The following is a 23,520-nucleotide window of genomic DNA, read 5'->3' as shown; positions in this document are numbered from 1 at the left end:
ATGAATAAAAGAATATTTTCTAAACTATTACTAACTATCTCTATAATACTTATAACTTGTAATGTATTTGCAGAAAGTCTTAAGCAATATAATATTTACCTTATCCCCTCTGATAAGGCAACTAAATATGTTAGAAGTTTTGATGACTCTCTAGAGAAAACAAACATTCTTAAAAAGTATAATACAAAACCTTTTATTGAGAATCACCCAGTACATTTAACACTTTATTTAACAAGTTTTGATAAGAAAAATATTCCAGATATTAAAACACAATTAGCCAAAATCGCTAAAAACACATCTTCATTTGAAATTAAAACAGATAAATTTATAGCTGGTAAAAGTGGCTTTGTAATGTTAAATATTCAGAACTCTCCAAAGCTTCAAAAACTATCAAATAAAGTTGTAACTGACTTGTCTAAATATAGAAATAAAGATTACCCTGCTCCTAGTTGGGTAAAATACTATCCTACTAAGTTCGAGTCTTTCAAAAAATATGGTTCACCAAATACATTTAATCAGTTTAACCCTCATTTTAGTATATTAGCTGCTGATTTAGATAGTGATAAAGCTAGAGCCAACTTTGAAAAAAATTTTGATCAAATAATACAAAACACTAAATTAAAACCAGCAAGTTTTAAAGTAAAAGCTATAGGCTTCGGTGAAGTAGATAAATACGGCCAAGTAACTAAACCTCTGTATATTTATAACTTAAAAGGTTAAAATTGCAAAGCTTAAAAGCTATAGTAAAAATTGTATTAGGAAAAATAAATGAAAATAAAATATAAAAGCGTTTTAAAAGGACTAGTTTTAGCATCTTCTTTTAGTATTTTTAGTTTTGCATATTCAAATAGTAAAACTACAGAAAATGCTCAGTGGGGATATGTTGGAGCTGAAGGTCCTGAACATTGGGGTGACTTGTCTAAAAAATATAAAGAGTGCGCTATAGGAGAACAACAGTCTCCTATAAACTTAGTCACTACAAAAGCTGCTAAAGGTAATGAGTCAGATAGAGTAAAGATTGACTATCATCTACATGTCAAATCAATATTAAATAATGGTCACACAATACAAATTTTATTTAAGCCAGGCAGCTATATATTTGTTGGTAAGCAAAAGTATGAATTAAAACAAATGCATTTCCATACTCCAAGTGAAAACTATATAGATGGTAAAGAGTACCCATTTGAAGCTCACTTTGTAAATATTTCAAAAGATGGCAAAATAGCTGTGTTAGCATTGCTTTATCAATATAATGACACAAAAACTAATCCGTTTATAAACAAGATATGGCCACATATTCCTAAAAAAGTTGGTGAAACTAATACATTTAGCTTTACTGTAAATAAAGATGATAGCCCCCTTCCAAATGGACATCATTCTTTTTATGAATATACTGGATCTCTAACAACTCCACCATGTACTGAAGGAGTTAAATGGATTATATTAAAAAGAAAAGCTAATATATCAAAAAAACAGGTCCAAACATTTAGAGATATTTTGACTTTTAATAATGATAGGCCTATCCAAAAAACTGATAATAGAAAAATATTTTTTGAACAAGAGTAATAAAAATATATAGGAAAGAAAATGAAAAATAATCACTTTGATGTAATAAGTTTAGGTGGTGGCTCTGGTGGTATAGCATCTGCCGTACAAGCTGCTAAATTTGGTAAAAAAGTTGCAATTATTGAGAAGCGTGAACTTGGTGGTACATGTGTAAATCGTGGTTGCGTACCTAAAAAAGCGATGTTTTATGGTGCTATGCTCGCAGAGCAGTTAAAGCATGATGTTGCTGGCTATGGCTTTGATGTTGAAGTTAAAGGTTTTAACTGGGCTACTTTAAAAGAAAAAAGAGCTAAGTATATAGGTAATATTCATGGTTTCTATGACAGATTATTAGATAAATGGGATATCACTCACTTTAATAATTGGGGTAAATTCAAAAATAATAAAACTATAGTTTTAGATGATGGTACTGAGATAACTGCAGATCATATCTTTATATCTCCAGGTGCCTACCCTATTGTATTAAATAATATTGAAGGATCTGAGCTAGGTATCACATCAGATGAGTTTTTTGAGTTAGAAGAGACTCCTAAAAAAGCTGTTATCGTTGGTGGTGGCTATATTGGTGTTGAAATCGCTGGTGTGTTAAATGCTCATGGTACTGACACTACTGTAGTAGTGCGTAGAGATAAGCCTTTAATGGATTTTGATAATGATATTAGTGATACTCTAGTTGAATGTATGGAGATGACAAATCTTAAAGTAATGAACCATACAAATATTACTAAAGTAGAAAAAGTTGGTGAAAATTTAAAGATAACTACAGATACTGGTAAAATATTCGAAGATGTTGATACTCTAATATGGGCAACAGGTCGTGCTCCTAACACTCATAATCTTGGTATAGAAAATACTGATATAGAAATAACTAAAAAAGGTGTAATACCTGCTAATGAATGGTGTCAGACAAATGTTGATGGCGTATATTCTTTAGGTGATGCTTCAGGTGTGCCTCAACTGACTCCAGTAGCGATTAAAACAGGTAGGTATCTGGCTCGTAGACTTTTCAATGGTGAAACTAACTTGAAGGCTAACCTTCAAAATGTTCCTACAGTTATATTCTCTCACCCTGCTATTGGTACAATCGGTTTATCTGAAAAAGATGCTAGAGAAAAATATGGCGATGATAATGTAAAAGTTTATAAATCTAGATTTACAGCTCTATACTGTGCTATCTCAGGTCATAGAATGCCAACTGTAATGAAACTAGTTGTAACTGGTGAAAATGAAAAAGTTGTTGGTTGTCATATGATTGGTCTAAATGTTGATGAAATGCTGCAAGGGTTTGCGGTAGCTATCAATATGGGAGCAACTAAACAAGACTTTGATGATACTATAGCTATCCACCCTACTAGTTCTGAAGAACTTGTAACTATGTAGCTATAGGTTATGAACAAACAATATGCTAAAGAAAATGTTTGTGAAACCTACAATAAAATTTCTAATTGGTTTCACAAACATCGTTCATTAGATCTATCTGAAAAACCATATCTTGATCAAATAGTCTCTTTAATTAAAAAAAATAATAGAATTCTTGATTTAGGCTGTGGAACTGGAAAGCCTATTGCAGAATATTTAATTAAAAATGGTTTTGAAGTTACAGGTGTTGACGCGAGTGAAAAACAAATTGCTTTAGCATCTAAAGAATTACCAAATATGAAATGTATCTATCAAGATATGAGAAGTATTTCACTAAATGAAAAATTTAACTGTATAATTGCTTGGCATAGTTTTTTTCATCTAAATAAGTCAGATCAGAGAAGTATGTTTAAAGTATTCGAAGATCATATTACTTCAAATGGTATATTAGTATTTACCTCAGGAACTGCTGAAGGTGAAATCTATAGCGATAATGGTGGTGAGATACTTTATCACGCATCACTGAGCCAAGCAGAATATAAAAAACTTCTTCATAAACATAATTTTGAGCTACTTTCTCTTAATGTTGAAGATCCTAACTGTGGTTATGCTACAATTTGGTTAGCTAAGTATAAAAACTAAGTTTTAAAATCTATAGGAATAGTCATGATACTAACTACAGCAGATAATCTTGGTAAAAGAGAAATTCTTGAGCATAAAGGCCTAGTTACAGGAATCATTGTTCGTACTCCAACTATTACTCAAGGTATTTTAGGAGGCCTAAAAAATATTATTGGAGGCAAAAATACCTCTTATACAAATGTTTGTAAAGAAGCTAGACTACACGCTGAGCAGGAGATGATTGAAGAAGCTAAAAAGCTAGGTGCTAACGCTATTATCGCGATTAGATATGACTCTAGTAGTCTCGGTGGTAATACTAGTGGCACAGAAGTTTTTTGCTATGGTACAGCTGTAGTTGTTAGATAATAAAGTCTACTGTAAAACAATTCAATCTGTTTTAAGTATTGAAAAGTTGAATTGTTAATATTTAAAAAATCTTATTAATAATTTGAAGTAATAGCTTCACAGTAATCTTCTAATATTTCTGAAAATACCTAATGGTAAAGCTTAATCAATGAAAAGCATAAAAGTTAATTTAATATTATACTTCGTATAGCCCCAATATATCTCCTGCCTCATGATGAGTAACTATTGGCTTAAAATGCTGAGCAAATTCTTCTTCAAAATTAGAATAGTAAAACTTCCAAGACTCATACGGATAGATCTCCTTCTTTTTTGCATCTATTTCTATAATAAAAACCTGATCTGCAACTCGTTTTATTTCATTATAAAAACTTACTCTATCCTCATATCGAATATGCTTCACAACGGCACTGATAAAAACTAGATCAAAATACTTATCATCATAAGGTATATTAATCCCATCTATAGTTCTAAAGTTATATTGTGGTAGATTTTTCTTTGCAGAATTAATAGATGCTTCATTAATATCTACTCCAAATCCAGATACAGGGTATTTATTACAAATAAAATCTAGCATTAGACCATTATCACAGCCATAATCTAACATTCTATTTTTCTTCCATTTGACCTTATCTAATATCGACCCTAATAACTTCTTAGGCTCTGTATAACCACACTCTAGATAAAAATCCCAAACTTGATCAAGACTATTTGAAGATGGATACTCTAATTCCCATTTCTTCTTAATATTGTGATAATAATCTGTTGCTTTCATACTCAATTCTACCTTATGATACATCTTTGAATTCTGTAATTTATTTAGCAGCTTCTTCTTTTAGTAAGCTTCACTGCCTATAGAATTTTATCTTGTAGATTATTTAATTGTAATGGCACACTTTTAATGTCTAATATTAATATAACTTTAACTAGCAATAAGAAGAACTTATTCAATTATGCATAATTTTGTTTAGAATTTAGCCTTATTAATGGTGCTAAAAGTACAAGCCAGAATAAAAATACAATAAAACATAATATGATCATTGCAATAGCAAGAGGCATAATAGTCTTATTAGAGAAGTGACTAATAATAAAACTTCCTAATGCAGAACATGAAAAATATAAGAAAAGTGATGCTGAAGATGCAATACTTACTGTTTTTTGATGATTTTTAACTACCCCAACATTAAATACTGTAAGTATAAAACCACTACCTAAGAAAAATGCAATCATGCTTATTATGAAGAAAGCTAAATGAATAGTGCCTGAGAATATTTGTAAAAGAATAATTAAGCCAGAAATTAGTGATAATATAGCGCCAACACCCATAATCTCCTCTAAAGAATATTTTTTAAGTAGCACACCTGCAGCTAAAATACCAACCCAACTAATCAATGACATAAAGCTTACAAAATACCCATAACTAATAGTTGAAAAACCATATGTATTCATCATTAATAATGGTGAAGCTGTATCAAATACAGACTCTCCTGCCACTACAAAAATAGTACATAAAATAAATGCTAAGAAATATCTCTCTCTTATAACTGTTAGATAGTATTTAAATACCGCAGAAATCTCGAATTTTTCTTTATTTTCAGTCTTAGAAGTTTCAGGTAAGAAAAAGTAAGCAAATAATCCAATGACTAATGTATAAGCCATTATTACAAAAAATGCTATTTTATAGCTATCTAACTTAGCTACATATCCACCTAATATCGGTAGTAATGTAATAATAATACATGCTGCGAACATTATTTTACTAAATACGCGAGCAGCCTCTTTGCCTTCATAAATATCATTGATAATTGTACGGCCCATTAGTACTGTAGCACTTACGCCTAAACCTTGAAACATTCTACAAATTAAAAGTACTCTCATATCAGTGATAAATAAGCTCACAAAACTAGCTATACAAATCATAGCTATACCGATTAGCATGACTTTCCTACGACCTATTATTTCCCCAGCAGTACCAAAAATTAGCATTCCACCAGCTTTGCAGATATAAAATATTGAAATAGTGTATTGAACTATCACTGCTGAAGCCATAAAATCATGTTTGATCAATGGTAAAAATGGCATGAAAAAATAAACATTTAGATTCCCTAAAAACCAAGTTAATAAAACAAAGCTTAAAGCTGACTTAGTATGATTAGGCATTTGCTCTCCTAAAATTAAATATATTAATTTACCTACTTAATTATCTATAAACCTATATAAAGATAAGAAATATAGTTATAAATAAGGCATGATAATGATTATTAATTACAGATAATAAAAAAAGCTCAAGCATTTGTCAAAATATTTAAAGGCAAAATTAAAATATTTTTAAGAGAATTCTTAATTATGTACCTGTTTACAGAAAGTTTCTTTACAGAAAAAAATAGCAAAAAGTAAAGATATAACATAAGATATTGGTAATAACATCAAACCATGTACATAAGCAGTATGGCTAATATTATTAGCATTAGTTACTCCATTATCATTTAGTGATATAAAGAAACCAGCAATTGTTGGATACACAGCTGATAGCAATATCACAAATGCAACACCTATTCCTATCGCACTTGCCTTTATATCTGGGCTACTATTCTCTAAGATTGCTGGAAACCCTAAATTCTGACCAGAGCCAGCTACCCCTAAAAGAAAAAACATAATAGCATATGACCAAGTACTATTTAAATTAAAATACAATATAGATAGCGTACTAACTAAACCGAATAAAGAGCTTATTATAAAAAATAGCTTCCGTCTTTTCATTACATCCGATAAGTAGCCCAACAATGGACATCCTATAGCATAACCAATCCATGCTATAGAAATCATATATGCTGCATCATTATGAGATAAGCCACAAGTACGTAGAAAACTTGTGCCTAGTATTGCTCCCATAACGGATAAAGGAGCATATACAATCGCAGCAAATATAGCAACATACCAAACTTGTTTAATCTTACATAAACGTTTAAGTCTTATTGTAATAGGCTCTTTTTCTTTTGTATTAGTTTGTATAGATTGAACTGTATATGATCGAGGTTTATTTCTAAAGAAAATTAAAGATGCGATAGCTATTACTATCCCAAAAGATCCCACATAAGTTAAAGCTACTCTCCAACTAAGATTAGAGCTTAATATAAATGAGATCAAAGGCCCGCCTGCTAGTATAGGACCTAAAGTTCCAACAAACTGAGATAATCCAGAGAAAAAACCAAAGTATTTTTTAGGAAACCAGTTAGCAACAGTAACAAATAGACAAACAAAAGCAAAAGAAGATCCTATGCCAAGCAAAAATCTGCCCCACAAAGCCATCATAAAACTATCTGAGCAGGCAAAGAAGTATGTTGCAATTGCGCAAAAAGCTGATGATACAACTAATATTTTTCTAACACCAAATTTATCTACTAATACGCCAACGGGCATCTGCATAAGTCCATACGATATATAATAGACCGAACCTATAGTTGTAAACTGCTGTATCGTTAAATTTAGATCTTTTATAATATCGTTAGATATTGAACCTAAAAAAGTTCTTAAAAGAAATTCGTACATAAAAAATATTGCTGGTATCAACCATATCAATATACCTACTAAACTAATTTTTTGATGTTCATTTTGTTGCATATTTTAAAAGCCCCTTTTTTATAAAAATTCGTTATTCAAATAATAAGTGTTCTAGATTTCACTACCACTTTTCCATTTAGCTAAACTCATTCTAAATTCAGCTGCTAAATGAGATAGTGGCCCTGGTGGATTAAGAGCTGGCATACCTGTAACTTCTTTTATATAATTAAGTTCTTCTGAGTATGAGCCTACTGCCATATCTGCTAGTAACATTCCTGAAATCGTTCCCCATGCAATACCTACACCGTTATCACATACACTAGCATATGCTCCATCATGGAATTGCCCAAAGAAATTAGTGAAATTACGCGAGATTGCATAAGTCCCTCCCCAGGTATCAGACAACCTTAGATCTGGAACTTCTGGATAACGTTTTTTTATAGCTCCAAGATGGTTAAGATATACTTTCTGAAGAAACTTATGTTTAAGACTAGCCCCATACTTAGGTACATATCTATATGTATTTCTAATAAGTAGCCTATTATCTAAAGTCATTCGTAAAGTAGTACCTGCATGATCTGCTGGAGTTAATCCCCAATTTGCTTGCCCTTTATAAGAAATAAGCTGTTCTTGAGTTAGAGGTGGCGTCCAACTAGCAAAAGTCATAACTGGAAGCATCCTATTTTTTAAATAACCAAATTCTCTTGTAAATATTCCTGTTGTAAGTAGTAAGTTTGAAGTATTTATACTATTGTTCGTAGATGAAAGTAACTCCCACTTATCAGCCTTTTTATTTATATTATATATAGGAGATTCTTCTAATAATGTTACATTCTCTGGAAGTGAATCTGCAAGACCTTTGATTAAAGCTGCAGGCTGTACTAAGTAAGTTCCTGGAGTATAGATAGCTCGACTATAATAATTAGTGCCAATAACTTTAGCTAATGACTCTCTCTCAACAATTTTATATTCTTCTTTTAACTCTTTTAATAACTTCTCAAAATGATTAAGAAAATCTTCTCCTCGAGAACCAACAGCTCCTTGATATTTACCTGCTGCTGACCATTGGCACTTTATATCATATGTTTTTATTAATGAGTCTAAATTTGATATAGCTAGCCTATTTAATTTTAATATCTTTTGCTTAAATTCTAGATCAGGGTTTTCTAATGCAAACTTATGAGGTAAATCTATTACAAAGCCAGAATTTCTTCCCGCTGCAGCCTGCCCAACACGTTGAGCATCTATTAATATAATGTGGGCATTGGGCTTATGTTTTGCCAGCTGTCTAGCAGCTGACACTCCACAAAAACCAGAGCCTATAACCACATAGTCAGCATTATGTTTACCTTCTAACCTTTTTATACTCTTAGTATTAGAAATATTTGCTTCTTTATACCAACCACATTTTTCATCATCATTCGGTAAATTAATCATTTTTTCACCTGTATGTTTAAGAACTTTTTAGACGTATTCCTATATTTTGAGTTTGCACATAACTATATATAGCTTCTTGGCCTTTTTCTCTACCAAAGCCAGATAGACCAACTCCTCCAAAAGGAGTTTCTATACCGCCAGCAAACCATTCATTAATAAATACTTGCCCACCTCTAAGCTCTCTAGCAATATTTAAGGTTTTATTTAAATCCCTACCAAACACACCCGCACATAGTCCAAACTCTGTGCCATTTGCTAACTTGATAGCTTCACTCTCAGAATCAAAAGGAGTAATAACAAGAACCGGACCAAAGACTTCTTCTTGGAATATAGAAATACTCTCATTTGCTTCTATAATAGTTGGTAAGACATAATAACCATCTAATGATAGTTCTTTTCCTCCGGTAAGGATATTAGCCCCTTCATTTTTAGCTTGTTGGATCATTTTTAAGATACCTTGTTTCTGTTCTAATGAAACAACAGGAGTCATATCAGCATTAGCTTCTCCCTGTCCTAATGAAAGACTTTCAGCTAATGACACAACGTCTGTTTTAACCTTTTCATATACAGATCTATGTATTAAGAGGCGTGACATTGCAGAACAAACTTGTCCAGCGTTAAAAAATATTCCATTTCTTACACTTTGTAATAATGCATCATGATCATAATCTTCTAATACTATTCCTGCAGATTTACCTCCCAATTCCATCACAGATGGTACAGCTCGATCGGCGGCATCTTTCAAGATTCTTTGTCCAGTAGGAACTGAGCCTGTAAATACTATTTGATTAGTATAATGATGTTTAACAAGATAACTTCCTATCTCAGAGCCTTTTCCACATAGCAGATTAATAGCGCCTTTAGGAAATCCTGCTTTTTCAACAACACCAATCAATAAAGAAACTGCGATTGGAGATAGTTCTGGCGACTTAATAACAACCGCATTTCCTGCTGCTAAAGCAGGAGCTAAAGATCTGGCACATATAGAAACTGGAAAGTTCCAAGGAACTATTTGGACAGATACTCCAAAAGGGACATAATGTGTAAAATCAAGATAATCTTTACCTAGAGGAACTGAAATGCCCTCTATTTTGTCAGCCATACCAGCATAGTATTCAAAATATCTTGCAGCTTCTAAAAACTCATCTTTTGCATCACAATATCGCTTGCCATTTTCTCTGCATAAAACTAAAATAGCTTCCTTATCTTCAGCAAGTTCTTTAATAAGTTTAGAAGCTTTTAGCATCCATTTAGTGCGTTGCTCAGGTTTTATATCTGTTAGTAACTTCTGTTTAACACAGTTATGTGCTGATAATATTGCTTGCTCAGCATCTTCTTTCGTAGCTCTGGCTATAGTTGCATATGGTTTTTCTGTCGCTGGATTATCTACATTAATAGACTCTTTTGAATCCACCCATTGACCATTAATATAATTTAAGTAATGTTTCATTTATTTTTCTCCAATGATTTTTTAACTTGTAAAGCTAGCCATTTTTGAAAATAATGTGTTGGAACATCCATTTCAGGAGAAAATACCCCTCCTTTAAAACCTGGGGAACGACGTCCTTTTTGCATACCTTCTACGGCTGGAATATCCTCACCAAAAACTATACGCCAAGATTCCACAACTGAGGCTCTACAGTTTGAATACTCATCAGAAGCAGCCTCTTCTCCTATATAGAAGATTGATAAATGTTCAATACTTTTTTCTGCACTAACAGGCTCTATAACTATAGCGAAAGCATGATCTTTTTGTATACCAAGTAAGACATTAGGAAAAATTGCTAAATACTCTGCATATTTGGACTTATTTTCTGGCCAGTTAGAAAATGCTGGTAAATGAGTTCCCGCGACACTTGCTAAATTATAAACAGTAGTTCCTTGACCTGCAAAATCAGAAAACATAATATTATAGTGATCTTCAAGACGAGAATATTTATTTAGACTTGGATGCACCCAAGGTAAATGATATGATTCACAATAGTTTTCTACTGCTAACTTCCAATTACAATTTACGTCAAGTTTTATATCATTTTCATTACCAACTTTAGATAGCTCATTAAGTCCATCTTTTCCTAAAAATTCTTTCCAGCGCTCTTCTAAAGGACTAATATGCTCTTGAAAACTTTTAGCATCACCAGATAGATTAATAAATAACATCCCCATCCAACTACTAGAGCTAATCTCTTTTAAGCCATTTTTTTTACAGTCAAAACGATCATCTCTATGTTTACCAATTCCTCCAATATGAGGCGTACCTTTTAAATTTCCATTTAAATCATAAGTCCAAGAATGGTATGGGCATCTAATCATCCCTTGGACAAAGCTCTCTTCTGATACTAACTTCATACCTCTATGACTACAAACATTATGAAAGACTTTTAACTCATTTTGAGTATTGCGAATCAATACTAGAGGTAGCCCCATAAAATCTATTGGTTTTACATTACTATTGTTTAATAATTCTGAAACAAAACCTATACACACCCATGTATTGGCAAAGATATTATCCCTCTCAAACTCAAAATACTCTTGATCAGTATAAAATTCGTTTGGCATTCCACTAGCACTACTTATAGGGTTAAGGACATTATCTATAGGCTCTGGTGACTTTTGTAGCTTAGCTTGAATATTCATGCTTTCTCCTTTTTGTTGTTTTGTATAAAACTAGATATTTAATGATTATTAAATAATTTAATTAGGTGAAATATACTTTTCTATTCTTATGTTTTTCTTATCAAACCCTATATTTTTAAGCTCTTGCGATGCTTGTTCGATCATATTAGGGTTACCACATAAATAAACGACATCTTTATTAGGGTCCAAATCTAAATTTTTAAATTGATCTTGAACATATCCTGACACCTCATACTCAGATAAATCATCTAACTGACGACTTAAACAAAGTTTAAAATGTATATTCTTATGACTTTTATCCAAGTTGATAAACTCATCCATATATAAGGAGTTTTTCTTATATTGAACCCCAGATAATATATGAATTTCAGTTTGATCAGCTAACTCTAATAGTTTTGGAAACATTGACTTGTAAGGAACTACTCCTGTACCTGTGCCAACCAAGACAATTTTTCTAAAGCTCTCATCTTGCAAAACTAGTCTTCCTGCAGGTCCCATAGCATTAACTCTTTGACCTGACTCTGCACTAAAAAAATACTCTGAAGCAACTCCTCCTCTGACATAAGATATAGCTACAGAGAAAGAATCATTGTTGCTTGGTACAGAACCTAAGCTATAACTTCGACGTTTAATATTTCCTGTTTCAGGTTCTTCAAACAATAATGTAATAAATTGTCCAGGAGTAAAGTTAAGAGGCTTATTATCTACTCTTTTAAAACCTAACTCTTTTACATTTGATGCAACATCTTTAAGATGACTTAACTCTAATTGAAATTTTTCTATAGCCATGAATTAGTTTATCTTTTGTTCCCTTTTAATCTCAGTCTAGAAAACAAAATTTCAATTTTTTACATTTTTTACAGCAAACAGGTTAAAAATTTATTAATCTTCATATGTTATTTTTATTATGAATTTGACTTTTTTTTCAATTTCATTTTCATAAGTTACACGAGAACAATCGATGAGCTACAATATTTTTTTATAAAGAAATATTTTTTTATAAAGAAATATTTTTCAAAAAAGCATAGTTATGCAATATATTTAATAAATTAGGCACTCAACTATTTTTTCATTTCTTATATTTTTTTAAAAAAAATTAAATTTATTTTATTAGTTACCTAATTATTATTAGATAACTATTCAAAAAAAAATTGTGATAGACTAGCAATCATATAAATATAAAGTCAAATATTGCAAACAATGGAAATCTTATGTCAGAAAAAATAATTGTTATTGTTAAATTAGATTCTAAAAATGGCCATAATAAAGAGTTATATGAACTTGCAAAAAAACTTATAGATCCAATAAATGCTGAGTTAGGATGTACTCATTATGAACTAGGATGTAATGATGATGGAACTGTATTTGAAGTTATGGCTTTTACAGATGAAAGCAGTCATAAAATTCATTTAGAATCAAAACATGTTCAAAACTTCTTAGCGGAGATTAAAGACTTAGATGTAGAAATTAAAACTGAGAAATTTAAAGCCTGCACTTAATTTTTCACATTACCATCCATCTTTTACTTTCTAGTACTTTTATTAAAATTAATTTTCAATCACTTTAAATAAAAAGACTGTTTTATGATCAGATCAGCTAAACAAAAGCATAAAGCTAAATATTTTAAATAAACTATAATAACAGCCTAATCAGATGATAGATAAGTATAATAATGATTTTGATCTAACAGAAAGATCTACATTAAATATCTTTAATACATTACAAATCAAAATTGATCATAATCGACATAATACTAAATTAATTACCAATTATGAATAATTATCAGAAGTTAAAGATGGATATGATTTCTTTATTCTTTCAGATACTTTTAAATCGATATTAGCAGTAATTATAGTTTCTGTATCACCCGCTAATATTACCTCTCTACCTTCAGGGTTTATTATGCATGACATCCCACCAAGTTCAGAAAATCGTTTAGATAGTAAGCAGCCTTGATTTAAATTTTCTCCCATATAGTTACAAGCAACCATAAATATATGGTTTTCATATGCTCTTGCTTTGACTAACAAATTCCACATCTGAGATCTAAACTTACGTATAGTTGAAGGAACTATAATCGCATCTACACCCGCTTTAGCATAGTTTCTAAATAATTGCGGAAACTGTATATCATAACATATTGCTAAACCTACTTTACCCCATGGTGTATCTAATATAACAGGAGTATCTCCTTTAACAAAACAATCCGGTTCATCTGTAGTCTCTATCAAGTGAGTTTTAATGTACTCTCCCTGAATATCCCCATTATTATCAAAAGCAAAAAGAGAATTTGATAACTTATTTTTACTTATATTTCTATAAATAATACCTGCACAAATCCATAAATTGTATTTTTTTGCAAGAATACTAAATATTTTGATACTATCTTCTCTATTTTTTACAGAAGATAACCCTTGCTCATTAATAGTTACATTACTATACTCTGGAAAAACTACCATTTGAGCTCCTTGATTTGCAGCATTAATAATATAACTTTCAAGTATGTTGTTAAAATTATGCTGTTCATCATTAAGCATCGGAGCTTTTTGGACAATAGATATCCTTAACATAAGTCCTCCTTATGTTTTATTGTTAAAATAATAAATATAAAGTTGAAGAATTATATATAGAAGTTTTAGGAAGAAATTTACACCATTCCAGAATCCCAAGTTAACTGATGCTCTAGCCCATATTTTATAAAGACATCATCACTAACTTTATCTTCTGTAGTAAATATTCCTAAGCCTAAAGGGTTATCTTGCATACGCTCATTCATTAGTTTTTTCTCAAGATCTAACATTTCCTGTCTATCCATATCAGGCTTTAAGAAATCTATTACTAACGCAATTCTTGGCTCTTCCGTACGATTGTGTGGACAATGAGGTAGAGAATGATCAAGAACAAGCATCTCACCATTATGCCACTTTAGATGTTCTCCACAAATTTTCATTGCAATATCACCTTCTGGAACTTGAAGACCTAAATAACCACGGTACATATGAGGATTCCAATTAACATGCAGCTTAATATCAGTTCCTGGTTTTAGCACAGAAAAAAGTACATTTCTTAAACATCCATCAGAAGCCTCTTCTGCTTGTTTGATAATTTTACGAGTTTTATGGAAATGGTTTTTTTCTAAATACTCTAAGGTTTCTTCAATTTCATCATTACTAATATCTGGCCACTGTAATTTAAACTCTTTGATAAATTCATCCATAGGTAAACCTTGACAATATAATGTAAAGGCACTGTATATAGATCCTTTTTTAGCTTTTAAAGTATTACTTCTAGGAGTCATGAAAAGCTGAGCCCTTTCAAAGTTAAAATTATTATCAGCAATAAACTCATTATATTCTTTTTTAAGAGTTTCCCAATTGCTTGTAAAAACATTCAAAAAAGCATAATCCGCCGGATTTTTATGATATTCATCATATTCACTCATGATAATCTCCTTATATTGGTTTATCTTATTTTTTATAATTGAATGTTATTTACCTCTTATTGCAATGTAACTATAACTTACAGCAATTTAAAAAACATTTAATAACTACAAAGTTAAACAGTATAGAAAATATCTCATACAAATTTAGACTTTCTGTATTTTTTATTAAAACAAATAACATCTAACTTCAAGAGTATGCTTTTATTTTTTTTGTTTCAAATATTTTAGCAATAAATAAATTTACATAAAATGTAAGCTATACTTACATATATAGTGTTATCAATACAATTCAAATTTGATCAAGTAAAATAAATACTGAAAATCATATGATTTTTAAAAGAGAACTAGCTTAATCCCATCCCCCCATCTAATAAAATATCTTGACCTGTTGTATAACTACTATACTGTGACGCTAGATACAAAGCTGTAGTCTTAATTTCTTCTAATTTACCTATTCGTTTCATAGGTATTGAGCTTTCGATTTTTGATAATATTTCAGGATTAGTTAAGATATCTTTATTTATATCTGTTAAAAAACCTCCCGGAGATATACTATTGGCTGTAATATTTTCACCACTTACTTCTATTGCTATAGTTTTCATAAGGGCATTCATAGCTGCTTTACTCATAGAGTACGCAGCTCTTCCTTCTGAAAAATGAGATGCAAAATAGCTTGAAATAAATATTATTCGACCAAAATCTGATTTTTTAAGTAATGGATGAAAAAGTTTTGTGGCTATAAATGCTGAATTTGTATCTATGTTCATAATTTCACTCAATGCACTAAGAGATAAATCATCCATATAAGTACGTTTTACAACTCCAACAGAATGAACAAAAATATTTAAAGATCCTTTAAAATACTTTTCTATTTTTGATTTCAAACTATTAATACTTTCACAGGATGATGCATCAAAATACACTGCTAATATATCAATTCCAAATTTAGCTTTAAAATCTTTTTGAGTTTGTTCTAAAGCAACAGGATCATTCGAAGCTATAGCGATATTAGCTCCATATTCACAAAAAGCTTCTGCTATAATGCGGCCTATTCCAGAACTTCCTCCCATAATTAAAGCAGTTTTACCTTTTAAATCAAATAAATCCATAATTTACTCCTAAATATTATATTTTTAATACCTCTTTTAAAACTTTGAGAGATATAAATTTCGTGAGTTCTATATTAAATGATTACACCGACAACTTAAAGTGAATGTTTTTTACTATAGTGTTAACCCAAAGTTATCAGAAAATAGTATAAAGAAGATAAGATGTTATTAAGATAAGTAAGTATGAATTGTGAAAAGCTTATTAATATCCGCCAGCTTTACCAGTACCTGTAAATACAAAAGAACCATGTATAGTATATGGTCTAAAGAATGGTCCTGTCCCTGTTTGTTTGTCAGTATGACGATAGAATCCTCTCCAATCTGGTGGATCAATCTCACAAGTTTCATCATATTTACCTGGACCATCTAACTGCACATTCCTACCATAATGAGGGCCATCATTAGCAACCATACTCATCATAGAGAAAACTATTCTCCAATCAGAATGTTCTTTACTAATTGTACATGCTACTTCACAATCAGGAATCCATCCACCAGCTCCAAAGCCCATCTTATCACCCTTGATAGCATGCTGATCAATTTCATTATGAATTGTTGGTTTAAAATTTTTCTTCATTGTTGGAGTTGGAGCCATAGTTACAGGCTCAACCCATATTAAAGCTGTTTCAACTTTATTTTGATAAATCTTTGGTAGAGCAATTGGATGATCTGCATATGCAGTTCCTCCTAATGCTGCAATAGCAGCTACAGATAATAACAATTTTTTATTCATTTTATTCTCCTTATTTTATTTATTCTGGAACAACGATATGTTGCCTTATTTTTTCTACATCTGAGATATATGCTTTATTAAATATTGCTGGCCACCAAATAAATGATATGAGCGCTAGATTTATAATCAGTAATCCAGCAATAAAAATAATTTTAATCAAGTTCAGATTTAGTACTTTTTTCATAGCTTTATACAAAAGTAAAATACTCCATATAATGCTTAGCATAAATAAAGTTAACTTGATTAAGTCTGATGTTGATTGCAACATACCAAAATCAGCTTGCATAACTTCAAAAAACTTACCACACAAACCAATAACAATGGTTAACATTGCTAAAGGTGTAAATTGATAAGTAAATAGATAGAAAACTTTCTTGAAGCTTCTTTCAGAAGATGATTTAGCTATAAGTGAAGCTATAGCTATTAATACACTAGATATTAATGCTGTAATAAAACCATAAAGCAACATATATATACTAATAGTAAATATATCTAACCAGTTAAAATTTTGATTCCATGTTTGAGAAGATAATAGCCAAGGTGCTGTATTAAAAGGCCACATTATATTATGATTTATTAGATACGTTGCGACATCATCTCTAAACAATTGATATTGATGTAAAATTAACCACAAAAATCCTCCAGCAGCTAAACCTGGAGCTAACAAAATAAATGCAACTTCACTCCAATTTGGATCTCGATCTAAAACATTTGTTAGCTCAATACCTGGAGATCTAATGTAATTTCCTAATCCCGCTTTTTTTTGAGTTGTGACACATTTTCCACATGTAATACAGTTATTTGTTGAAATTTTATAAGGTAAATTATAATCTGTTGGACATAAACGCCCTTGTATAAAATAATCTTTATTTTTTGGTAAGGCTTTAACGCCTCTATTTGGTGATATTTGAACAAAACTCAATCGTGATATTACACCAAGTATTTTCCCTATAGGACAAAAATAGCGACACCATGGTCTACCACTATTCTGGCTATATACCAGTCCAATGATAATAGCTAATAAAAACACAAGTCCAAACAGCTTAATCATGCCCCAAGGATCATCTCTTACATCCAAAGTTTGCCCCATTACTGTAATAACAGTAAACATAAGCACAAGCCAAAACTCACTTTTCATCCAGTTTGGTATTTTTCTTTTAAGTCCAAATCTACCAGCCCACTGTGTAAAAGCTCCTAAAGGACATAACATTCCACACCATAATCTGCCAAAAGGTATAACAGATATTAAACATGCTCCATACCAAACACCCCAAAAGAGAAATTGACTTAGCAAAATCACATTCGTAAATATAGTATCTGTAGAGTTAGGATTCTTAGAACATACCGGCGCAATTACCAAAAATAAAAAAGCAAGTAACATGAAAAGCTGTACACAAAAGAAATAACGATGAGATTTCTCAAAAAACTTATCAAATATAAGTATCCTTTTATTACTAGAACTATCTAATATTGTAATATCTGACTCTTTAATTCGAACTTCCATACTATCTATTTAAGCTATTGCTTCACATATTTCTTTAATAAAACTAAAGCTCTATAAAATTGCTTTAAAAATAATAACCCTGTAGACATCAAGAATGTAACAATAGCAATCAAATACTCCTGACTTGATTGGATATGAAAATAATCACTATTAAACATCCATCCAACACTATGAAAACCTAGCACCCCTGCTTCTTGGAAAGCATTTATAGCATTACCAATACACATTAAAGCTAGTAGAAATATAAAAAATGGAGTTACATTAAACATAAAACGATTTAGTATTTTCCACTGTGCTGTAGCTACAAAATATACATATATGATCAAAGACAACAACACTATTCCCAAAATTAACCCTGCAAGAGTTCCCAACTGTTGCATTGAAGAGCCAGAAAAAAGAGCAAAATAGAATAAAATAGTTTCTATAATTTCACGGAAAACGCTAATAAAGCTAAGAAATCCTATACTAAATAAGCTTAAAGTTGCTAAAGATTTCAAACCTTGAAATGCAGTAAAATTAACATATAAAAGCATTGCTAATGCTATTAAGCTTGCAATAGCTTCACTCATTTCACGAGCTCTACCTAATACTGCATTATGAAAAAATACACAAACAATCGCTAGAACTATGCCTATAACCAAAGCTGCTATACAGTTTTTGTATACGCATGATATCTCTTTTGTTCTATCAACCTCTCTAAGAGCAGAACAAATCATTGTAATAATTATAAGGGCTTCAGAGCCTTCTCTAGGTATAATCCAAAATGAAGATGATAATGCTGCTAAAAAATCACTCATAATAATTCCTTAAGATTGTTTATTAAGAATCTTTGCTTCTTTGTTTAACTCTTTGCAAATATCTAAACGAGCTTTATTTATCTTTGCAAGTTGATTCTTAGAGACCGGCTGCTTGAGCATATCAGAGTAACCATGGAATGAATTTTCTATACTAAAAATATCTGCTGGAGATGTATATGATCTATATTTAATTTCCATGATATTGTCATAAACATCCCAATACGCACTGTCAGAAACTTTCACAGCTTTAGCACTATTATTATTTTGATAAAGCACCCCTGCCTGCTCTAGCATGGAACAGATTTTTTCAACTTGACGGTCATATAGTGATTTAGATGTACTGCCAACAGTAGAGGAATCTGACTTTTTAGTCGTAGTATTTAGTGATCCAAGGACAATAACTATTATAGCAAGTATTATAATTATACATAAAGGAATAACTATTTTTTTCATATAAATGAGATTCTAATAAACATCCGGAAATTATATGAAAATGATAACTATTATCAAGTATGTTACAGCAATATTTTTTTGTTTTCATTAGCAATTATTAGTATTAAAAAATAATCTTTAAAAATTGAATAAGCAATATACTAGATTGCTTATTTTATACCTACATCTGATAGAATTTTGCCCTTTACCTTTAATAATTCTTTGATATAAAAGTTTTTATTATCATCAAATCTATGTTGAGGTACGAGAATAGATATACCAAAACTTCCTAAAAAAGTATCCAATGCAGTAGCTATACTCACGATACCTTCCATAGTTTTACTGTGATCATACTCAACATCATTAACTCTTATTTTCGCTAGTTTATTAAGTAGTTCCTTATCGCCTAATACTTCTTCACCTAAAAGCTCAATAACCTCATCATCCGTGTATAAAGATAAAAGAGCCCTACCTGGAGCTGTTGCATAAATAGGTTTATCAAGAACACCAATCCTGGGAATAACTTGTAGTTCATTATTTGCTATAATCCTATGCATCACAATTAAATCAGTATTATTTGATTGCGTTAAAACCACTGTTTCTCGAGTTTTCTCACTAAGTTTGCGTAATGAGTTCTGTGTTAATGAAACAATATCTGCATAAGATGAGGAAGCTAACTTAAAGATTCCAGCTCCAAGCAAAATTTGCCCCGCACCTTCACTTCTCGTAAAACCTTCGATCTCAAGCGCAGCAACTATTCTTTGTACTGTCGATCTTGGTAAATCAACTTCTTTTGCAATTTCTCCTAGACTCATACCCCCTGGTGTATTACTTATACTTTGTAAAACTTTAATAGCCCTACTTATAACTTGAATTTTTTTGTTTTCATTCATAACTAAATCTTAATAACACTAATTGTGAATAATTTTATATCTTTTAATGCAAAATATCCAAAACTATATTGCACCGCGAAGCAATACAGTGTATCATTATATTGAATTTAAAAGTAATAACTACACATAAGGAGTCAAAATGATTGTAATTTCTATCAATGGCTTATTATTCTCTCCAATTGTTTTATACATAGGACTTGCTTGTATATTAATAGCTATAACTAATTTAACGATATCTAAAACATTATGCTACTATACTAATCTAAAATTATCCTGGATAAATCTGTTACTATTTATATGCTATTTAGGTTTGATCATATTTTTACTAGAAGGTTAAAACTCGAATGCCAAATAAAAAAATTAAATCTCTATTTAGTGCAATAGTTATAGTACTTACCATACTTTCACTCTATTCAATATGGCAATATTATTTTTACTCACCATGGACTAGAGATGCTAGGATTAGAGCAAAGATTATAACTGTAGCTCCTGATGTATCTGGATTTGTTACAAAAGTTTATGTAAAAGATATCCAGCAAATTAAAAAAGGAGATCCTATATTCTCTATAGATGATGAAAGATATGTCGCAGATTTTAAAGAAAAACAAGCTATTGTAGATCATGCTCAATTAGCTTTAGATCTTGCTAAACAGCAATATGATAGAAGAAAAAAATTAGGTAGAACTGGCTCCATAAGTAGAGAAGAGTTAGATGATTACTTAATGACTGTTAAACTTAAAAAAGCAGCACTTGAAAAAGCAAAAGCTGATTTTCTAACAGCAGATATAAACCTAAAAAGAACTAGAATTTATGCACCTGTTAATGGAACCATAAATAATATTGATTTAAGACAAGGCAACTATGTAAATGCTGGAAAACCAGTTATGTCTATAATAGAAAAAAATTCTTTTTATACTACAGGGTATTTTGAAGAAACTAAGATTCCTAATATAAAAATAGGTGAAAAAGCAAAGATTCAACTAATGAGTGGCGGAAAAGCTTTATATGGATATGTAACAGGAATTGGTAAAGCTATAGCAGATGATAATACTAGTCTAAATAGCCAACTCTTACCTAAAGTACAAGAAACATATGATTGGGTAAGGTTATCAAAAAGAATACCTGTTGATATATCTCTTACAGAAATACCAAAAAATACAAATCTTGTAGCAGGGATGAATGCTTCAGTTAAAATACTATGATAGAAGAAATTTTCACAAAAAAAAATCTCATATATACATTTAAAGCTTTTCTTTCTTTAACTTTAGCTTTTTTTATAGTAATGAGCCTTGGTCTAGATAAGCCTATGTGGGCGATGATTGTCGCACTTTTTTTAGCTTTAAGACCTGAGGCAGGCTTTATTATTGAAAAAGGTATTCTTGCAATATTAGTCAATAGCACTGGAATAGTCGTAGCTTTTATAATTATTAGCTTTTTTTTGCCTTATCCTGTATTAGCAATAACCTCCTTATTTATTTTTATTGCTATCACTATGTATTTTTCTGCTAATATGTCACACCCTAATTTTGTCTATGGATTAACTTTAGCTAACCTTACATGCACAATAATGGTTTTATATGCTATAGCTAATCCCTTAGCAACGACAGAGCAATCAATCTTTCATACAGGATTCTCTAGAATATCAGAAATAATAATTGGTTGCCTAAGTGCATTTTTTGTAAACTACTATATATTCCCTGTGAAAGTAAAAGATACTCTCAAAAACCATGTTGAACGCTCATTTAATCTGACTATTGACTATGCTAAACTAATATTTTCGATAGATCACTTAGATGATGATCCTAAATATAACAAGCAAGTCGAAAATATAATTAATAGCTTAATACTATTAGATAATGACTTAACAGCGAATAAATATGAGAATATTAATAGTAATAACTATTATAACTTCTCCGACAAAGTTATAAAGCTAATCCAGACAGCTCATCTTATTAGAAAACATATTGTAAAAAACAAATCTAATAACTTAATAAAAACAAAACTAGAAAAGATATCTACTGAATTAGAATCCTGTTGTTCTAATAATACTAAAATCAGTTTAACTTCTAATAATATACTAGTAAGAAATTTAGTTAATAAATTTAACTCCATGATTGAAAGCTATAATCAGATAAATAGCACCAAAATACTAGAATCAAGTAATAAAACATATTTCCAATTTAAAAACTATAATAATAATATTGTGGGATCTATTAATATATTTAGAACTATTTTTTTATTATTATTTTTATCATTATTATGGCTAAATACTCAAACTAGCTCTTCAAGCTTAATATTAATGATAGTAGCACCTTCAGCTTTCTCTCAACTACTTTTGCCAACTCTTAATACTGATCAAGTAATAAAAAAAATGATTACAGGAATGATTATATCTGTTCCTATCTCTATTTTTATAGTACTAAATTTACTAGCGCAAGTAGTTGGATACTTTGAACTATTTATGCTAGTTTTAATAGTGACACTATTTTTGCCTGTAATCACACTAACAATCCCAAGGTTCCAACCATATAGTTTAGGATTTATAGTTGGTTGGATATGTATGATACAGCCAAGTAATCACATGAATTTTAATATTCCTCATTTATTGAGCTCTGGTTTAAGTGCTTTCTTTGGATGTTTTATATTATGGTTAGCTTTTAAAGTTTGCCCTCAAGGTCCATATGCTATTACTCGAAAATTAGCTGTTAAATCAATAATCAAAGATAGAAAAAAACTAAGAAATAGAGAAATATCAAAAAACCAATATAACGCATATATTGTAAAAAAAATATTATGTATCTACAAAAATAGAAAAAATGACATATCATCAGAAAGAGATATCGATTTTGCTCTTAAAAGTCTAACAAAATCTATTTAATAATCAGTCACACTTTCTTTATTTATCAAAATATTTTATCAGGTTTATATAGTTAATTTACAAAACAAACTATATTATATTATATAGCAATACAACGTACTATAACAAATCGAGCTAATATTTAAGAGAGCTCGTTAGAATCTTTAGTTAATTAAATTAAGGATATAATGATGATTATAACTTCTATA

24 protein-coding genes are annotated in these 23,520 nt (G+C 30.5%); 9 read left to right on the top strand and 15 right to left on the bottom strand.

All coding sequences use genetic code 11. The features are described 5' to 3' along the window. The 5 genes from F3D62_RS00500 to F3D62_RS00480 are packed head-to-tail and all read left to right on the top strand — an operon-like array spanning position 1 to position 3,912. A complete protein-coding gene (locus F3D62_RS00500) occupies positions 1 to 720 on the top strand; it encodes a 2'-5' RNA ligase family protein (RefSeq protein ID WP_150466297.1) in 720 nt (239 codons plus the stop codon). Between the two features lie 48 nt (positions 721 to 768). Continuing rightward, positions 769 to 1,566, top strand: coding sequence for a carbonic anhydrase (locus F3D62_RS00495; protein ID WP_150466296.1), 798 nt, complete (start codon positions 769 to 771; stop codon positions 1,564 to 1,566). A 21-nt stretch (positions 1,567 to 1,587) separates the two neighbouring features. Further along, entirely contained in the window at positions 1,588 to 2,946 is a 1,359-nt protein-coding gene (gorA, locus tag F3D62_RS00490) for a glutathione-disulfide reductase (RefSeq protein ID WP_150466295.1), read from the top strand. A gap of 9 nt (positions 2,947 to 2,955) precedes the next feature. Then, the gene (locus F3D62_RS00485) at positions 2,956 to 3,567 is read left to right on the top strand and encodes a class I SAM-dependent DNA methyltransferase (RefSeq protein ID WP_150466294.1); all 612 of its coding nucleotides are present in this window, start codon (positions 2,956 to 2,958) and stop codon (positions 3,565 to 3,567) included. 24 nt (positions 3,568 to 3,591) lie between these two features. Further along, positions 3,592 to 3,912, top strand: a complete 321-nt coding sequence (locus F3D62_RS00480; RefSeq protein WP_150466293.1) for a YbjQ family protein — start codon at positions 3,592 to 3,594, stop codon at positions 3,910 to 3,912. Between the two features lie 175 nt (positions 3,913 to 4,087). Here the strand turns inward: F3D62_RS00480 and F3D62_RS00475 are convergent, their stop codons facing one another. From F3D62_RS00475 to F3D62_RS00445, 7 genes are all read right to left on the bottom strand, one after another. Next, complete coding sequence (locus tag F3D62_RS00475) at positions 4,088 to 4,684, bottom strand: class I SAM-dependent methyltransferase (RefSeq protein ID WP_191092496.1); 597 nt, start codon at positions 4,682 to 4,684, stop codon at positions 4,088 to 4,090. Positions 4,685 to 4,860: 176 nt separating this feature from the next. After that, positions 4,861 to 6,069, bottom strand: coding sequence for an MFS transporter (locus F3D62_RS00470; RefSeq protein WP_150466291.1), 1,209 nt, complete (start codon positions 6,067 to 6,069; stop codon positions 4,861 to 4,863). A 180-nt stretch (positions 6,070 to 6,249) separates the two neighbouring features. Then, a complete protein-coding gene (locus F3D62_RS00465) occupies positions 6,250 to 7,530 on the bottom strand; it encodes an MFS transporter (protein ID WP_150466290.1) in 1,281 nt (426 codons plus the stop codon). 51 nt (positions 7,531 to 7,581) lie between these two features. Then, positions 7,582 to 8,907, bottom strand: a complete 1,326-nt coding sequence (locus F3D62_RS00460; protein ID WP_150466289.1) for an NAD(P)/FAD-dependent oxidoreductase — start codon at positions 8,905 to 8,907, stop codon at positions 7,582 to 7,584. Positions 8,908 to 8,923: 16 nt separating this feature from the next. Further along, positions 8,924 to 10,357 (bottom strand): aldehyde dehydrogenase family protein, encoded by a 1,434-nt coding sequence (locus F3D62_RS00455; protein ID WP_150466288.1) that lies wholly within the window; start codon positions 10,355 to 10,357, stop codon positions 8,924 to 8,926. Beyond that, positions 10,354 to 11,544: an aromatic ring-hydroxylating oxygenase subunit alpha gene (locus F3D62_RS00450; RefSeq protein WP_150466287.1), complete on the bottom strand. Its 1,191-nt coding sequence runs from the start codon at positions 11,542 to 11,544 to the stop codon at positions 10,354 to 10,356. Before F3D62_RS00450 ends, F3D62_RS00455 begins: the two co-directional genes overlap by 4 nt. Positions 11,545 to 11,601: 57 nt before the next feature. Continuing rightward, positions 11,602 to 12,333, bottom strand: coding sequence for an FAD-binding oxidoreductase (locus F3D62_RS00445; RefSeq protein WP_150466286.1), 732 nt, complete (start codon positions 12,331 to 12,333; stop codon positions 11,602 to 11,604). 422 nt (positions 12,334 to 12,755) lie between these two features. Between F3D62_RS00445 and F3D62_RS00440 the strand changes: the two genes are divergently transcribed. Continuing rightward, complete coding sequence (locus tag F3D62_RS00440; protein WP_150466285.1) at positions 12,756 to 13,043, top strand: putative quinol monooxygenase; 288 nt, start codon at positions 12,756 to 12,758, stop codon at positions 13,041 to 13,043. A gap of 270 nt (positions 13,044 to 13,313) precedes the next feature. On the opposite strand, the gene F3D62_RS00435 is transcribed toward F3D62_RS00440, so the two are convergent. From F3D62_RS00435 to F3D62_RS00400, 8 genes are all read right to left on the bottom strand, one after another. Next, positions 13,314 to 14,114, bottom strand: a complete 801-nt coding sequence (locus F3D62_RS00435) for a carbon-nitrogen hydrolase family protein (RefSeq protein ID WP_150466284.1) — start codon at positions 14,112 to 14,114, stop codon at positions 13,314 to 13,316. Positions 14,115 to 14,191: 77 nt separating this feature from the next. Then, positions 14,192 to 14,986, bottom strand: coding sequence for an aspartyl/asparaginyl beta-hydroxylase domain-containing protein (locus F3D62_RS00430; RefSeq protein ID WP_150466283.1), 795 nt, complete (start codon positions 14,984 to 14,986; stop codon positions 14,192 to 14,194). Between the two features lie 344 nt (positions 14,987 to 15,330). Continuing rightward, entirely contained in the window at positions 15,331 to 16,095 is a 765-nt protein-coding gene (locus tag F3D62_RS00425; protein ID WP_150466282.1) for an SDR family NAD(P)-dependent oxidoreductase, read from the bottom strand. Positions 16,096 to 16,297: 202 nt separating this feature from the next. Then, entirely contained in the window at positions 16,298 to 16,828 is a 531-nt protein-coding gene (locus tag F3D62_RS00420; RefSeq protein ID WP_150466281.1) for an iron transporter, read from the bottom strand. Between the two features lie 19 nt (positions 16,829 to 16,847). Continuing rightward, positions 16,848 to 18,332, bottom strand: coding sequence for a 4Fe-4S binding protein (locus tag F3D62_RS00415; RefSeq protein WP_150466280.1), 1,485 nt, complete (start codon positions 18,330 to 18,332; stop codon positions 16,848 to 16,850). Between the two features lie 14 nt (positions 18,333 to 18,346). Further along, the gene (locus F3D62_RS00410) at positions 18,347 to 19,129 is read right to left on the bottom strand and encodes an FTR1 family protein (protein WP_150466279.1); all 783 of its coding nucleotides are present in this window, start codon (positions 19,127 to 19,129) and stop codon (positions 18,347 to 18,349) included. Between the two features lie 9 nt (positions 19,130 to 19,138). After that, positions 19,139 to 19,582 (bottom strand): hypothetical protein, encoded by a 444-nt coding sequence (locus F3D62_RS00405; RefSeq protein WP_150466278.1) that lies wholly within the window; start codon positions 19,580 to 19,582, stop codon positions 19,139 to 19,141. A 149-nt stretch (positions 19,583 to 19,731) separates the two neighbouring features. After that, on the bottom strand, positions 19,732 to 20,454 hold the full coding sequence (locus F3D62_RS00400) for an IclR family transcriptional regulator (RefSeq protein WP_150466277.1): 723 nt from the start codon (positions 20,452 to 20,454) through the stop codon (positions 19,732 to 19,734). Positions 20,455 to 20,593: 139 nt separating this feature from the next. Here F3D62_RS00400 and F3D62_RS00395 point away from each other — a divergent pair, with 139 nt between their 5' ends. The 3 genes from F3D62_RS00395 to F3D62_RS00385 are packed head-to-tail and all read left to right on the top strand — an operon-like array spanning position 20,594 to position 23,332. Beyond that, positions 20,594 to 20,791 carry a hypothetical protein gene (locus tag F3D62_RS00395; protein ID WP_150466276.1) on the top strand — a complete coding sequence of 66 codons (198 nt, stop codon included), beginning with the start codon at positions 20,594 to 20,596 and terminating at the stop codon, positions 20,789 to 20,791. A gap of 7 nt (positions 20,792 to 20,798) precedes the next feature. Further along, entirely contained in the window at positions 20,799 to 21,656 is an 858-nt protein-coding gene (locus F3D62_RS00390) for an HlyD family secretion protein (protein ID WP_150466275.1), read from the top strand. Then, on the top strand, positions 21,653 to 23,332 hold the full coding sequence (locus F3D62_RS00385) for an FUSC family protein (RefSeq protein WP_150466274.1): 1,680 nt from the start codon (positions 21,653 to 21,655) through the stop codon (positions 23,330 to 23,332). Before F3D62_RS00390 ends, F3D62_RS00385 begins: the two co-directional genes overlap by 4 nt. The last annotated feature ends 188 nt before the right edge of the window (positions 23,333 to 23,520 follow it).

The organism is Francisella sp. SYW-9, assembly GCF_008711465.1.
GTDB lineage: Bacteria > Pseudomonadota > Gammaproteobacteria > Francisellales > Francisellaceae > Francisella.
Note: the sequence above shows the minus strand (reverse complement) of the source record. Positions and strands in the feature narration are given on the sequence as shown.